This is a genomic window from Polaromonas sp. YR568 (assembly GCF_943369675.1).
Classification (GTDB): Bacteria; Pseudomonadota; Gammaproteobacteria; order Burkholderiales; family Burkholderiaceae_C; genus Polaromonas.
Genome location: NZ_CALROB020000057.1, coordinates 1 through 12855, shown reverse-complemented (window position 1 = coordinate 12855; position 12855 = coordinate 1). Strand labels below are relative to the sequence as shown.

The 12855-nt window shown below is 65.9% G+C and carries 16 protein-coding genes; 5 read left to right on the top strand and 11 right to left on the bottom strand.

The genetic code is table 11. The annotated features are described in order from the left end of the window. The first annotated feature begins 153 nt into the window (after nt 1–153). A complete protein-coding gene (locus ACLV8F_RS22145; protein ID WP_411886358.1) occupies nt 154–1008 on the top strand; it encodes a symmetrical bis(5'-nucleosyl)-tetraphosphatase in 855 nt (284 codons plus the stop codon). On the opposite strand, the gene ACLV8F_RS22140 is transcribed toward ACLV8F_RS22145, so the two are convergent. From ACLV8F_RS22140 to ACLV8F_RS22130, 3 genes are all read right to left on the bottom strand, one after another. Continuing rightward, on the bottom strand, nt 1000–1935 hold the full coding sequence (locus tag ACLV8F_RS22140; RefSeq protein ID WP_411886357.1) for a YihY/virulence factor BrkB family protein: 936 nt from the start codon (nt 1933–1935) through the stop codon (nt 1000–1002). The two genes, ACLV8F_RS22145 and ACLV8F_RS22140, sit on opposite strands and share 9 nt — an antisense overlap. Nucleotides 1936–2029: 94 nt before the next feature. Beyond that, nucleotides 2030–3475 (bottom strand): DEAD/DEAH box helicase, encoded by a 1446-nt coding sequence (locus ACLV8F_RS22135; protein WP_411886356.1) that lies wholly within the window; start codon nt 3473–3475, stop codon nt 2030–2032. A gap of 339 nt (nt 3476–3814) precedes the next feature. After that, nucleotides 3815–4690 (bottom strand): neutral zinc metallopeptidase, encoded by an 876-nt coding sequence (locus ACLV8F_RS22130; protein ID WP_411886355.1) that lies wholly within the window; start codon nt 4688–4690, stop codon nt 3815–3817. Nucleotides 4691–4844: 154 nt separating this feature from the next. On the opposite strand from ACLV8F_RS22130, the gene ACLV8F_RS22125 reads away from it, so the two are divergent. Next, nucleotides 4845–5567: a DUF4136 domain-containing protein gene (locus tag ACLV8F_RS22125; RefSeq protein WP_411886354.1), complete on the top strand. Its 723-nt coding sequence runs from the start codon at nt 4845–4847 to the stop codon at nt 5565–5567. 18 nt (nt 5568–5585) lie between these two features. Here ACLV8F_RS22125 and ACLV8F_RS22120 read toward each other — a convergent pair whose 3' ends face one another. After that, nucleotides 5586–6434, bottom strand: a complete 849-nt coding sequence (locus ACLV8F_RS22120) for a 2-keto-4-pentenoate hydratase (RefSeq protein ID WP_411886353.1) — start codon at nt 6432–6434, stop codon at nt 5586–5588. Between the two features lie 44 nt (nt 6435–6478). Here ACLV8F_RS22120 and pcp point away from each other — a divergent pair, with 44 nt between their 5' ends. Next, a complete protein-coding gene (gene pcp / locus ACLV8F_RS22115) occupies nt 6479–7150 on the top strand; it encodes a pyroglutamyl-peptidase I (RefSeq protein WP_411886352.1) in 672 nt (223 codons plus the stop codon). Here pcp and ACLV8F_RS22110 read toward each other — a convergent pair. Together ACLV8F_RS22110 and ACLV8F_RS22105 are read right to left on the bottom strand one after the other, a co-directional pair. Beyond that, the gene (locus tag ACLV8F_RS22110) at nt 7143–7403 is read right to left on the bottom strand and encodes a hypothetical protein (RefSeq protein ID WP_411886351.1); all 261 of its coding nucleotides are present in this window, start codon (nt 7401–7403) and stop codon (nt 7143–7145) included. The genes pcp and ACLV8F_RS22110 overlap by 8 nt on opposite strands. Nucleotides 7404–7474: 71 nt before the next feature. After that, nucleotides 7475–7864 (bottom strand): hypothetical protein, encoded by a 390-nt coding sequence (locus ACLV8F_RS22105; RefSeq protein WP_411886350.1) that lies wholly within the window; start codon nt 7862–7864, stop codon nt 7475–7477. 159 nt (nt 7865–8023) lie between these two features. On the opposite strand from ACLV8F_RS22105, the gene ACLV8F_RS22100 reads away from it, so the two are divergent. Next, complete coding sequence (locus ACLV8F_RS22100) at nt 8024–8941, top strand: delta(1)-pyrroline-2-carboxylate reductase family protein (protein WP_411886349.1); 918 nt, start codon at nt 8024–8026, stop codon at nt 8939–8941. Nucleotides 8942–9042: 101 nt separating this feature from the next. Beyond that, nucleotides 9043–9465 carry a universal stress protein gene (locus ACLV8F_RS22095; RefSeq protein WP_411886348.1) on the top strand — a complete coding sequence of 141 codons (423 nt, stop codon included), beginning with the start codon at nt 9043–9045 and terminating at the stop codon, nt 9463–9465. 21 nt (nt 9466–9486) lie between these two features. Here ACLV8F_RS22095 and ACLV8F_RS22090 read toward each other — a convergent pair whose 3' ends face one another. The 5 genes from ACLV8F_RS22090 to ACLV8F_RS22070 form a co-directional block, all read right to left on the bottom strand. Beyond that, nucleotides 9487–9900, bottom strand: a complete 414-nt coding sequence (locus ACLV8F_RS22090) for a nucleotidyl transferase AbiEii/AbiGii toxin family protein (RefSeq protein ID WP_411886347.1) — start codon at nt 9898–9900, stop codon at nt 9487–9489. 183 nt (nt 9901–10083) lie between these two features. Then, nucleotides 10084–10533, bottom strand: a complete 450-nt coding sequence (locus ACLV8F_RS22085; RefSeq protein ID WP_411886346.1) for a nucleotidyl transferase AbiEii/AbiGii toxin family protein — start codon at nt 10531–10533, stop codon at nt 10084–10086. Between the two features lie 5 nt (nt 10534–10538). Then, entirely contained in the window at nt 10539–11213 is a 675-nt protein-coding gene (locus ACLV8F_RS22080) for a DUF6088 family protein (RefSeq protein ID WP_411886345.1), read from the bottom strand. Nucleotides 11214–11421: 208 nt separating this feature from the next. Beyond that, entirely contained in the window at nt 11422–11997 is a 576-nt protein-coding gene (gene dcd, locus ACLV8F_RS22075) for a dCTP deaminase (RefSeq protein WP_411886344.1), read from the bottom strand. Nucleotides 11998–12113: 116 nt separating this feature from the next. Beyond that, nucleotides 12114–12855 (bottom strand): LuxR C-terminal-related transcriptional regulator (locus tag ACLV8F_RS22070; protein ID WP_411886343.1); only part of this gene is annotated, 742 nt, incomplete at its 5' end.

Sequence of the window (12855 nt, the reverse complement as noted above, 5' to 3'; positions counted from 1 at the left end):
GCTGCAACGCGCGAGAAAACGGTCCATCGCGGCGCTACCGCCTGCGCCCATAGTCGGGCTATGGGCTTGTCGGTATCACCGCGCTGTCCTCGTTTTTCGCGCGTTTCGCTTCGACGGCTTCTGCCGCCCAGACTCCTGGCGCAAAATAAACACATGTCACTTTACTGTATCGGCGACCTGCAGGGTTGCCACGCGCCTTTCCAACGGCTGCTGGACAAGGTGAATTTCTCGCCCAGCCGCGACACGCTCTACGTCCTCGGCGACCTCGTCAACCGCGGCCCCGACTCGCTCAAGGTGCTGCGCCGCCTCTCGGCGCTGGGCGATTCCGCGCAGTGCCTGCTGGGCAACCACGACCTGCATTTGCTCGGCCTGTGGCAGGGCGCGCGCAAGCCGGGCCGCAAGGACACGGTGCAGGACATCCTGCAAGCCAAAGACAGCGAGGTGCTGCTCGACTGGCTGCGCCACCGCGCCATGGCCATGCACCGCCACGGCTGGCTGATGGTGCACGCGGGCGTGCTGCCGCAGTGGTCGGTGGCGCAAACCATGGCGCTGGCGGGCGAGGTGGAACAGGTGCTGCGCGGCGGCAATCTCAAGGAATTTTTCGGCGCCATGTACGGCAACACGCCGGACCGTTGGAGTGACGGCCTGCAGGGCGCCGACCGCTTGCGTGTGGTGGTCAACGCGCTCACGCGCCTGCGCTTTTGCACGCCCGAAGGTGTAATGGAGTTTGACAGCACGGAAGGCGCTGACGGCGCGCCGCCCGGCTACCTGCCGTGGTTCGACGTGCCAGGGCGCAAGACGGCCGGCACGCCGCTCGCCTTCGGCCATTGGTCCACGCTGGCCAAGGAAGGCAACACGCCGGAGTTGCACAACAACACCCTGCCGCTGGACACCGGCTGTGTCTGGGGCGGCTGCCTCACGGCGGCAAAACTGGGCGTGGAGCCGGGGACGTTTGAACTGGTCGCGGTGCAGTGCGAGCAGGCGCAAAAACCCGGCAAGTCAGGCTGAAACCGGCTGCCGCTCGCGCGCCTCATCAGCCCAGGCGCGCGCCATGCTGGCGGCCAGCAGCAGCACGGCCGACGAAAAGTAGATCCACATGAGGATCACCACCAGCGAACCCGCCGCGCCATAGGCCGACACCACGGCGGCGGTCGAGAGGTAAAAGGCCATCAGGTGCTTGCCGACCGCAAAGAGGATGGCCCCGGCGGCTGACCCCATCACCAGATAGCGTAAAGCCGGTTTGGGGCCCACACTCATCTTCATGAGGGCCACAAACAGTGCGACGCAAAAACCGAAAGACACGAGCTCGTTGAGCACCCAGGCGAGTTTTTCGACCGGCAGGTAGCTGCCCGCCCAGCCCGACAGCAAACCCAAAAAGGTGGAAATCGCCAGCGACACCAGCAGCAGGAAGCCGAAGGCCAGGATATAGGCCACGCCGCGCAGGCGCAGCGAGGCGCTGTACCACCACTTCTGCTGCGGCGCCTCGCCGCTGCCCTGGCGCCACAGGCGCTCAAACGCGTCCTGCAGCTCGGCGAAGACGCCGGTCGCGCCGGACAGCAGCAGCGCAAAGGCAAACAGCGAGGCCGTGATGCCCTCGGAAGGCGCCTGCGCGCTGGACAGCGCCTGCTGCACCACCTGGGCGCCCTGCGCGCCTATGACGCCGCGGATCTGGTCCACCAGGCTGACTTCTATGTAGCTGCGGTCCAGCCACCAGCCGAGCACCGCCACCAGCAGGACCAGCAAGGGCGCCAGGCTCAGGATGCCGTAGAAGGACATGGCCGCGCTCATGCGCATGCCGCCCGCGTCTATCCAGTGGTCGATGGCACGCCATAAAGGCCGGACCACCTGACGCAGGAGATCGAATGGTTTTTGCAGGCGTAAGCCCAAGCCTAAGGCCGGCCAGGCTTTCGGGTGCGGGTCGGTTTTCGCCATCATCACTACAGCTTAGAAAGCCGCAGGAAGGCGCCGCACCGGACAGCCCCGCGAGCCGCCGTAGGCGTGAACCGACGGCGAGGCCCGTGTTGGTGGCTTAGCCGGCGGTCTTGAACAGCGCCGCGACTTTTTTCTTGGGCTTGATGTTGGCCGACACGCCGCTGCGAGCGGGAGCGCCTTTGGCCGCGGCTTCCCAGGCGGGCTGGGCTTCGGGCGCGGCGGTGGCTTCGTAAGGCTGGTCGAAGAAGGGGTCGCGCGGCGCGGCCGGCTGTCGGTGCGGCGTGTATTCGCGGCGCTCGCGGGGCTGGCGCGCCTCGCGCGGGCCGCCGCCGTCTTCAGCTTCGCGGTACATGCGGCGGCCGTCGTTGATGCGGCCCTGCTCGCTGATGCGCGGGCGGTCTTCCTCGAACTCCATGGGTTCGAGTTCGATCTTGGTCTTGATCAGTTTCTCGATGTCGGCGACCAGGCGCTGGTCGCTGGCGGCGACAAAGCTGACGGCCAGGCCGGAGGCGCCGGCGCGGCCGGTGCGGCCTATGCGGTGCACATAGTCTTCGGCATTGAAGGGCACGTCGAAGTTGAAGACCGCCGGCACGTCCTTGATGTCCAGGCCGCGGGCGGCCACGTCGGTGCAGACCAGCAGGTCGACTTCACCCTTTTTGAAGGCTTCGAGTGCTTTCAAACGCTCGTCCTGGCTTTTGTCGCCGTGCAGCGCGGTGGTCTTCAGGCCCTCGCGCTCCAGCGAACGCGCCAGGCGGGCGCAGCCGAGTTTGCTGTTGACGAACACGAAGGCCTGCTTCATGCCGCGTTCTTTGAGGATCTGGTGCAGGGCGCGGCGCTTGTCGTCGGCGCCCACGCTGTAGAAGTGCTGCTCGACGGTGGAAGCGGTGGCATTGGAACGCGCCACTTCGATGGTGACCGGGTCCTGCAGGTAGCTGGAGGCCAGGCGCTTGATTTCAGGCGAGAAGGTGGCCGAAAACAGCAAGGTGATGCGCTGCTTGGGCAGGTAGCTCAGGATGCGCTGCAGGTCGGGCAGGAAGCCGATGTCCAGCATGCGGTCGGCCTCGTCGAGCACCACGTATTCGACCTGGTTGAGCACCGCGTTCTTGGCTTCGATGTGGTCCAGCAGGCGGCCGGGGGTGGCCACCAGCACTTCCACGCCTTTTTTGAGTTCGGCCGTCTGCGGCTTCATGTCCATGCCGCCGAACACCACGGTGCTGCGCAGGTTGGTGTACTTGGCGTAGAGCTCGACCTGCTGGGCCACCTGCACCGCGAGTTCGCGCGTGGGCAGCAGCACCAGGGCGCGCACCGGGTGGCGGGCGGGCGAGGTCGAGGCGTTTTCGTGCTTCATCATGCGCTGCAGCAGCGGCAAGGCGAAGGCTGCCGTCTTGCCGGTGCCGGTCTGCGCGGCGCCCATGACGTCTTTGCCCTGCAGGACGACCGGGATGGCCTGTTCCTGGATGGGGGTCATGGTCTCGTAGCCCATTTCGGCGACGGCGCGGGCCAGCGGTTCGGCCAGGGAAAGATTGGAGAAGGAGGATGTCATAAGAAAGCTCTGCCTAACACTAGCGGGTAACTGTTGCGGTGGTAGCGCGCGGTCGGGGATGGGATTGCCAAGGCGCGTGTGCAGCCAACAGCACAGCCATTGGCGGGAAAGGTTACGCCACAGACCGCCCGGGGTCCCCGCGATGTCGACTGCGGGGAGGGCTTGTGCGGAGCTTCCTTAGCCCTCTATTGTCGCACTTTGGGCGAATTCGCCGGTTTTGCCGGCCATTCACGCCCTCAAGGCTATTGGAGACTGGGACCTGGATTTGGTTCCGGCAGTGAATCGCTATTAATTTAATAGCTAACGATCTTTACCGGTTAATGGATTGAGGTGACCCGGCTACAAACTCCGGGCACTGAAGGTGTCGCAGGCCTTGACGCTGCCGGTTTTAAAGCCGGTGTCGAACCAGCGCTGGCGCTGGGCGCTGGTGCCGTGGGTAAAGCTCTCCGGCACCACCGCGCCGCCGCCGGCGCGCTGCAGCGCGTCGTCGCCGATTTTGGCGGCCGCATTCATGGCCTCCTCGACGTCGCCCTGCTCCAGGATCTGGCGGGCGTTCTGCGCGTTGTGCGCCCAGACGCCGGCAAAGCAGTCGGCCTGCAGTTCCAGCTTCACGCTCAGGACGTTGTATTCGGCCTTGCTGACGCGGCCGCGCATCTGGTCCATCTTGGCGCTGATGCCCAGCAGGTTTTGCACATGGTGGCCCACCTCGTGGGCGATCACGTAGGCCTGGGCGAAGTCGCCGGGCGCGCCCAGGCGGCTGCGCAGGGTTTCGTAAAAGCCGAGGTCGATGTAGACCTTCTGGTCGCCCGGGCAGTAAAACGGCCCCATGGCGGCCTGGCCCTGGCCGCAGGCGGTTTGGGTGGCGCCGCGGAACAGCACCAGCCGGGGCTTCTGGTAGGTGGCGCCGCCCTTGGTGAAGACGTCGGTCCAGACGTCTTCGGTGTCGGCCAGCACGGTGGAGACAAATTTGGCCATGCGGTCGTCGGCCGGCGGCTTGGGGGCCGGGCCTTGCTGCTGCACCTGGGCCGGCGGCCCGCCGCCGCTGAGCATCCCCAGGATGGTCAGCGGGTTGATGCCGAAGATCCAGCCGCCGACCAGCGCCACGACGATGCTGCCTATGCCGATGCTGCGGCCGCCGAAGCCAAAGCCGCCGCCCCCGCCTCCGTCGCGCCTGTCTTCAACGTTGTCGGATTCGCGATTGCCTTCCCACTTCATGGTGTCTCCCTGTCAGTCATCGGTGCATACTGGCCTGCCGGGGCTGGCCGCGCAAGCGGCTCCAGAACCCGGCCCGCTGTCAGCGCATGCGCCGACTTTACTTGAGCGGCCCTCCGCCGCGGAACAAAATTGAACCCTGGTGTATCCATCGCACATGAACACTTTGACCCACCCCATGCCCTCAGGCCCCGGCCCGCAGCGCGGCGCCGGCTCCGTGTTTTTCTCGCCACGCCTCTGGCTGGCGCTGCTGCTGGCCGCATTGCTCACGGCCTGCGCCAGCCCCATCACCACCCGCGTGACCAGCTTCAACCAGTGGCCCGCCGACGCGGCGGGCAGCACCTTCAGCTACATCACGCCCATGGACACCACGCGGCAGCTTGAGCAGGCCACCTACGAAGGCTATGTGCAGGCCGAACTCGAAAGACGCGGCCTCAGGCGCGCGGCGGAAGGCCAGACCGGTCGCCTGCAGGTCGACGTGGCCACCAGCAGCCGCAGCGATGAAAAAACCTGGCTGCAGCCGGTGTACCAGGACAACATGGTGTTTTTGCCACCCTACCGCGATGCGGCCGGCCGCCTCTACGGCGGCGGCTGGGTGCCCGACCCCTTCGGGCCGCGCTACATGGGCGACCGGCCCATGAGCATGACGGTTTACACCAACAGCCTGCGCCTGCGCTTGCTCGACACCAAGGACACACCGCCCGGCAAGCCGCCACGCACGGTGTTTGAATCGCGCGCCGTCTACGAAGGCGGCAGCGGCGACCTGCCGCTGGTCGTGCCCTACCTGGTGCGCGCGGTGTTCGACGACTTTCCGGGCCAGAACGGCCAGGTGCGGGTCGTGAAGTTCGACAGCGAAACCGGGGCCGTGATCAAAAAGTAGGGGCCCTGCTCTCGCGCCTTATTCGAATCGTACCCTCACCCCCTTGAGCGCGCCGGCCACAGGCCCGGACGCTTCGATTTCCGTATGCCATGTCTGGCCTGCCTGCACCGGCCAGGCATCGGTCAACGTGCCGGTGGTGATGAGGTCGCCGGCCCGCAAAACCGGCGCATCGGGCGTGGCGCGCAGCTCGCGCACAAAATGCAGCAGCGCCTGCACCGGGCCGTCCAGCACATTGGCGCCCACACCTTGGTCCTTGAGCACGCCGTCGCCGTAGAGCTTGAGCCGCAATCCCGCCAAGGCCTCCATGAGCGCTTCGGGCTCGGTACCAGCAGCCAGCTGGACGGCATGGCCCACCAGTAGCCGGCCGTGCAGCCCGCCGTCCGCCACCGCCTGCGCGGCACTGAACTTCCAGCCGGGGAAATGCGTGTGCACGATTTCATAACCGTGCGCGATCCAGGCTACGGCCGCCACCAGCTCAGCCGCCGTGCAATCGGGCGGCGGCGCCTCGCGCAGGCCGAACACCACCTCGGGTTCTATGCGCGGCTCACACAGGCCCTTGAGCGACAGCACGCCTTCGTTGGGCCCGGAGGCGTCTACATGCGACAGGCTGCTGTCCCATACCGTGCCCCAGATAGGGCCGTAAACCTCATAACGCGGCCAGATCGTGCGGTTGGTAAAGCCGACTTTGTAGCCTGCCGGGCGCTCGCCCTGAACGCTTCGTGCGGCGCGCACGGCCAGCGCGGTGGCATAGGCCAGCGGCACATCGGCCGGTACGGTGGCGGGCCAAGGCAGCGGGCTGGCTTCAAGGCGGGCCCGGGTGAGATCGGCGGCCAGCGCGGGAATGTCCGGATGGGTGGGGGTGTTCATGCAGCCATGGTAGCCAAAACACCGCCGTCCTTCACAATGGCGGCATGCCCACAGCCACCCCCCTCCCCCGCGTCCTGCTGACCGGCTTTGACCCCTTCGGCGACACCGGGCACAGCAGCCTGCCCCTCAACCCCAGTTGGATGGCGGTGAAGGCGCTGCGCAGCAAGCGCATAGGCGGCCACCTCGTGGTGGCGGCGCAACTGCCCACCGTGTTCCAGGATTCCATCGCGCAACTCGTCCGCTTGCTGGCCCTGCACAAGCCCGCGCTGGTGATCTGCGTCGGCCAGGCCGGCGGGCGCGGCGCGATCTCGCTGGAGCGCGTTGCCATCAACGTCAACGATGCCCGCATTCCCGACAACCTCGGCGGCCAGCCTGTCGACACGCCGGTTGTGGCGGACGGACCGGCGGCTTACTTCAGCAGCCTGCCCATCAAGGCCATGCTGCAGGCCTTGCAGGAAGCGGGTGTGGCGGCCGAGGTCTCGCAGACGGCGGGCACCTTTGTCTGCAACCACGTGTTTTATGCGCTCATGCATGCCCTGGCCACTAGGCGCGGTTTGAAACGCACGCGCGGCGGTTTTGTCCATGTGCCTTATCTGCCGGAACAAGGCGCGCCCAGCCTGCCGCTAGAGGAGATCGTGCGCGGCTTGCGGCTGGCCGTGGCGGCGGCGCTGGCCACGAAGCACGACATCACCAAAGGCGCGGGGGCGGTCAGCTAAGGCTTGAATCGTCCCGCGCGGGCGCGGCGGGCTCTTCGCGCAGCAGGCGCCACAGCAAAAATGTGCCGAGGACGGCATTGCCCAGCGCAAAACAGGTCAGCACAACGGTGGCCCAGGCATTCAAGGGGCGGTTGTTGACCACCCAGGCCAGCGCTGGCGACAAGGCATTGAGCGTGATCATCAGCCAGAACAGCGGGTTGCGCGGCTGGTAAAGACGGGAGAGGGGGCGTGAGGGCGGGCGCGACGGGTTCATCGTGCACCCATGCTAACCGCCGCATCCCTACGCGGGCCTGACAGCGGTCGGCTTGGAGGGCCTGGAAGAGACTAGCGAATCGCGAAGGATGCGGCCATAAAGCCCTGCGGTGGCCGCGATGGCGAATGGGCGGGCATCACACCGCCCGAGCCGGTGGAAGCATCGGCATAAGCTGGAGCCTTGGATGAGTTTGCGGTGGCCGGCTCTGCCGGCGCCGTGGCGACGACTCGGGCCTGCTGGATGCACTGGCTGCGCGCGGCGCCCGCGCTGGTTTCCATGCATTGCGAGATGGCCGTGAGTTCGCTGCGGCGCTGGTTGTCGCGCTCCTTGGCTTTGGCGACCTGCGATTCGGCCACAAAAGCCATGGCGGCCAGCTGGCAGAGAATCACAAGGCCCGCAGCGATCAGCAGCAGCTTTTTGTATGGCATCTCTTCAATTTTTGGCATGTGGTCAGAAAACATGGCGGCCCTCCCGGTGGTGATGGCTCGATGTTAGGCAGGCCTTGCGATTCGCCATTCGGCGCCCAGCCCGTCGCGCTGTAGGATAAAAACCTCTCGCGTATCCAGCCGGCGCGCCGGCCCGTCACCACATTGCCGGCCATCCCGCTTACCATCTCAGGCATGACGCCCAACCCGCATCCCACCTCGCTGGACGCCGGCCAGACGGCCGCCCGGCTGCCCTACCCGCAGCTGGTCACCGAACTCACGCGCCTGCTCAAGGACGACTCGGTCCGTGTGCCGCAGCGGGTGGTGCAGGCCCTGCCGGGCGGCGGCAGCCTTTTTGTGATGCCCGCGCTGGATGCCCGCACCGCGATCACCAAGCTCATCACCCTGATACCCGCCAATGCGGGCACCGGCCTGCCCGCCATCCAGGGCGACGTGGTGGTCTTCGACGTGATCACCGGCCGGCGCCGGCTGATGCTGGACGGCCCCACCGTCACCGCCAGGCGTACCGCCGCCGTTTCTCTATTGGCCGCGCAAAAGCTCGCGCCCAACACCCGCGGGCCCATGCTCATCGTCGGCGCCGGCGTGCAGGGCCTGGCGCACCTCGAAGCCTTTGCCGAGGGCCTGGGCGTGCGCGATTTCCGCATCACCTCGCGCAGCCATGCCAGCGCCCAGACGCTGGCGCAGCATGCCCAGGCGCTGGGCCTGAACGCCCGCGTCGTGCCCGACGCCGACGTCGCGCTGGCCGACTGCCCGCTCGCCGCCATCTGCACGCCCGCCGGCGGCGTGGTGCTCAGCGCCCTGCCGCGCGACGACGGGTTCATCTGCGCCGTCGGCGCCTTCACGCCCACCATGGTGGAACTCAGCGCCGCGCTGTGCCAGTACGTCGCGGCACAGGGCGAAGTGGTCGTCGACACGGCGGACGCCGTGCACGAAGCCGGCGACCTGCTGCAGGCCGGCCTGGACGTGGCCCGCTTCGCCACCCTGGGCAACGTGATACGCCAGGACATGAAAAAACCCGCCGGGCCGGTGCTCTTCAAAAGCTGCGGCTGGGCGGGCTGGGACCTGGCCGCGGCGCGCGCGGCGCTGGCCTGAGCGGCGCACGCCGGTCGCCGCGAGACGAGAAGCAGTCGCTCACCTACAGTCTTATCCCGGTGCGGGTGTTAGGCTCATCCATTCACACCGGAGATAACACCATGAAGATTCTGTTCGCTGCCGACGGCAGCAAGTACACCAAAAAAGCCCTGGCCTTCCTGGTCAACCACGAAGACCTCGCCGGCGCCGAAGGCGAAGTCGTGGTGCTCAACGTGCAGGCGCCCGTTCCGGGCCGCGTCAAGACCATGCTGGGCGCCGCCAACGTCACGGCATATCACACCGAAGAATCCCAAAAAGTGCTGGCGCCCATCGAACGCTTCCTCAAGCGCCACAAGATGTCGTTCAAAACCGTCGCCGTGGTCGGCTCCCCCACCGCCGAAATCCTGCGCGCCGCCAAGCGCGAAAAAGCGCACCTGATCGTGATGGGCACGCACGGCCAGGGATTGCTGAGCCGGGCGCTGATCGGCAGCGTGGCGCAGCGGGTGGTGGCGGAGAGCGAAACGCCGGTGCTGCTGGTCAAGTAAGCAGGCAGAGACTAAGCACCCTTACGGCGCGTTCAGTGCCGCCTCGGCTTGCGTCAGCTGACGCATCAACTCGGCAAACGGCGGCGGATCGCTCAAAAACATGGGGCGCATCGTCGCGTAATCTTCGCCAACAGCGGCCCAGCGGTACTCGGGCGGCACCAGTTTGAGGGTGCCTGGTGTGGCGCTGCCGTAATTGGCCCAGGCAGATGCAAAGTAACGGCTCTTGTGCAACGCCACATCGGCCAGCAAATCCAGCCTGTCCAGGCCCGCCGTACGGGCATGGTCTTGCCGCCACAGCGCACAAAAATCCGAATAATGCCGTGCAAACCGGTCACGCACTGGCAAGTGTTCTGGCCGGTGGTGCTCTGCGTGCAAGATGGTGGCTTTCTCCCAAAACGTGCGGGCAACATCCAAAGCCACCACCGGCGCCGTCACATCTGTGAATGCGCCTGCGGGCAACACGCTTGCAAGTAAAATGCGCGCCGTTGCACGCTGGGCTGCTGGTTGGTGAGCGAGCCAAACTCGAGCTTCACCCGCTTGGCAATGTATGCACTGGTTTGCGGGGTAACGCTGGGGTAGGTAAACCACAGGTTCGGTGTACCCGCGTTGCCATCTATCTCATAGCTCAGCCAGCCTATTCCAGTGGGGCTGGCACCCCAATACGGACGTAATTTCGGCTTCCAACACCTGTTGAAGGCGCTGCACATACGCCTCGCTGGCCTGCGCCAATGCGTCCATGCGCTTGCGGCGCTGGCTGGCAGATGGCGCATCGTTGAAGTAGCCCTCCTCAAAGCCCAGCGCAGCAGGCAGGATGGCCAGGTCAATATCCTCCGAAAAGCGCTCTACCGCGCCAAACACCATGGACAGCGAGGTGCCCCCTTTGAACTGCAGCGGCCCAGCCAGTGCAGGCATGGCGAACAAGCGGCCCAAAAGCCAGCCCACCCAAAAGTCTTTTTCCACAATCAAGCCGGCCACCCGCAAGCGCGCGGCCGCTTCGTCAATCAAGGTGCGGCGCTCCTGCACGCTTTGCAGGGCGAAACTGGAGCTTGAGCGTGTGCTGGTGGCCATGGCATTCAGTCTTTGGGTTGTGCGGCAATATGGCGCAAATACGGGTGCATCCACACCGGCGCCAGTGGCAAGTCTTTAAGCAGTTGCGCGCGCTGCTTGGGCGGCAGCATCTGCTGCAAGTGCGCCACCCGCTCCATGGTCACATGGGCTTTGCCCAGGCCGCGCAGTGCCGCAAACACCAGGTTGCTGGACTCTGCAGCGGCCGTGACACGCCGGGGCGATCGATGCTTGAACTCAATCTCCTGCTCGCCCACCCACAGCTTGCGGCTAGGACCATTGGTTTCATACACCGGCTTGGCGACCACCTGCTCGCTCAGGCCCAGCAGGTTCGTGGCCTCCACATCCAGGGGCTGCACCACTACACCGTCGCGCCGGGCCACGGCTTGTACCACCGCATCGGTAGACGGGCTCAGTTCGCCCAGCAAGGGATGGTTGCGCGGCACGTCATACAGGCCGCGCGCCACGCGGCGCAACGTGCCTGCGCGCACCATGCGCGACAGCGCCATCCCCACGGCGTGGGGCGTGCCAAGGTCCAGAAAATCTGCCGGGGTGAAGACTCGCGCAGGCTCTTTGCTCACCAGGCGCGTGATCCGCTGCGCCAACTGCCGCGACAACGTGGCTGCGGGCTCACGCGTGCTGACAGGCTTGGTGGCTGTTTTTGAGGCTGGCTGCGGGCTCATGGCCTGATTGTGGGATTATTTTGTTAAAAATACAAGTTATTATTTTTAACAAATTTGAAAGCTATTTGACCGAAAAGCAGCGTGTTTTTCGGTCAAACCCAATCCATTTCGCCACGAGCCTCCCACAGTTTTCGTGGCAAAAGCTGACTTCCGTACAGCAAGATCAGTCAACGAACGCCTGTGCCGGACACTACCCGGCTTCCATCGCTCAGGCCTTTGGCAACGTCACCCCAACCTGCCCCTGGTACTTCCCGCCGCGATCCTTGTAGCTGACTTCGCAGACGTCGTCCTTGTCGCTTTCGAAGAACAGCACCTGGGCGCAGCCTTCGCCCGCGTAGATCTTGGCGGGCAGCGGCGTGGTGTTGGAGAACTCCAGCGTCACATAACCTTCCCACTCAGGTTCAAAGGGCGTGACGTTGACGATGATGCCGCAGCGCGCGTAGGTGCTTTTGCCAAGGCAGATGGTCAGCACGTTGCGCGGGATGCGGAAGTATTCGACCGTGCGGGCCAGCGCAAAGCTGTTGGGCGGGATGATGCAGCTGTCGCCGTGGAAGTCGACGAAACTCTTTTCATCGAAGTTCTTCGGGTCGACCACGGTGCTGTGGATGTTGGTGAAGACCTTGAACTCGGGCGCGCAGCGGATGTCGTAGCCGTAGCTGCTGGTGCCGTAGCTGATGATCTTCTGGCCCTCGGCCGTGGCGCGTATCTGGCCGGGCTCGAAGGGCTCTATCATGCCGGTGGTTTCCGCCATGTGGCGTATCCATTTGTCGCTCTTGATGCTCATTCGGGGGAACTCCTCACTGTTCCCTGATTGTAGGCAAGCCGCCGGCCGCCCGGCCTTGAGCTCCGGCCCGCTATGGATTCAGGAGCGGCCGGCACCCACCCGTCAAGGCGAAGCGCTTAAAACACATGTCCGGTCGCGAGCGCCGCGGCGGCCGCCCGGGTCTCGACGCCGAGCTTCTCAAAGATGTGCTCCAGGTGCTTGTTCACCGTGCGGTGGCTCATGCCCAGGATGTCGCCGATGTCGCGATTCGTCTTGCCCTTGGCCAGCCAGGAGAGCACCTCGGTTTCGCGCGGCGTCAGTGCGGCATTGGCCAGGCGCGAGGGCGAGGCGGCGTTGGCGCCGCGCTGCTCCAGCAGCAGCATGGTTTCGCCTATGCCGACGCGGCCCATGTTGCGCACCGACAGTTGCACGCCGGCCAGGGCCAGCAACACCTCATCGGTGTCGCCCTCCAGCGCCGCGTAGACCGCATCGGGCAGGCGCCCCGGCTGCGCGCCGCTCTCGGCGCCCTGCAGCCACAGGGCCGCCTGCGGCGAACGCCAGGCGATGCGCCCGCGCGCATCGACCAGCACCACGCCGAAGCCGGCCACGTCCACGGCCTCGCGCGCCAGCCGCGTCATGCGCGCATTGCGCGTGTGGGTGTGCAGGCGCGCCACCACTTCCTGCGCGCGCAGCGGCTTGACGACGTAGTCGACGCCGCCGCAGGCAAAACCTTCGAGCACGTGCGGCGTCTCCGACAGGCCCGTCATGAAGATCACCGGGATGTGCGCCATCACGGGGTTGGCCTTGATCTGCCGGCAGGTGTCAAAGCCCGAGAGGCCGGGCATGACGGCGTCCAGCAGGATGGCGTCGGGCGCGACC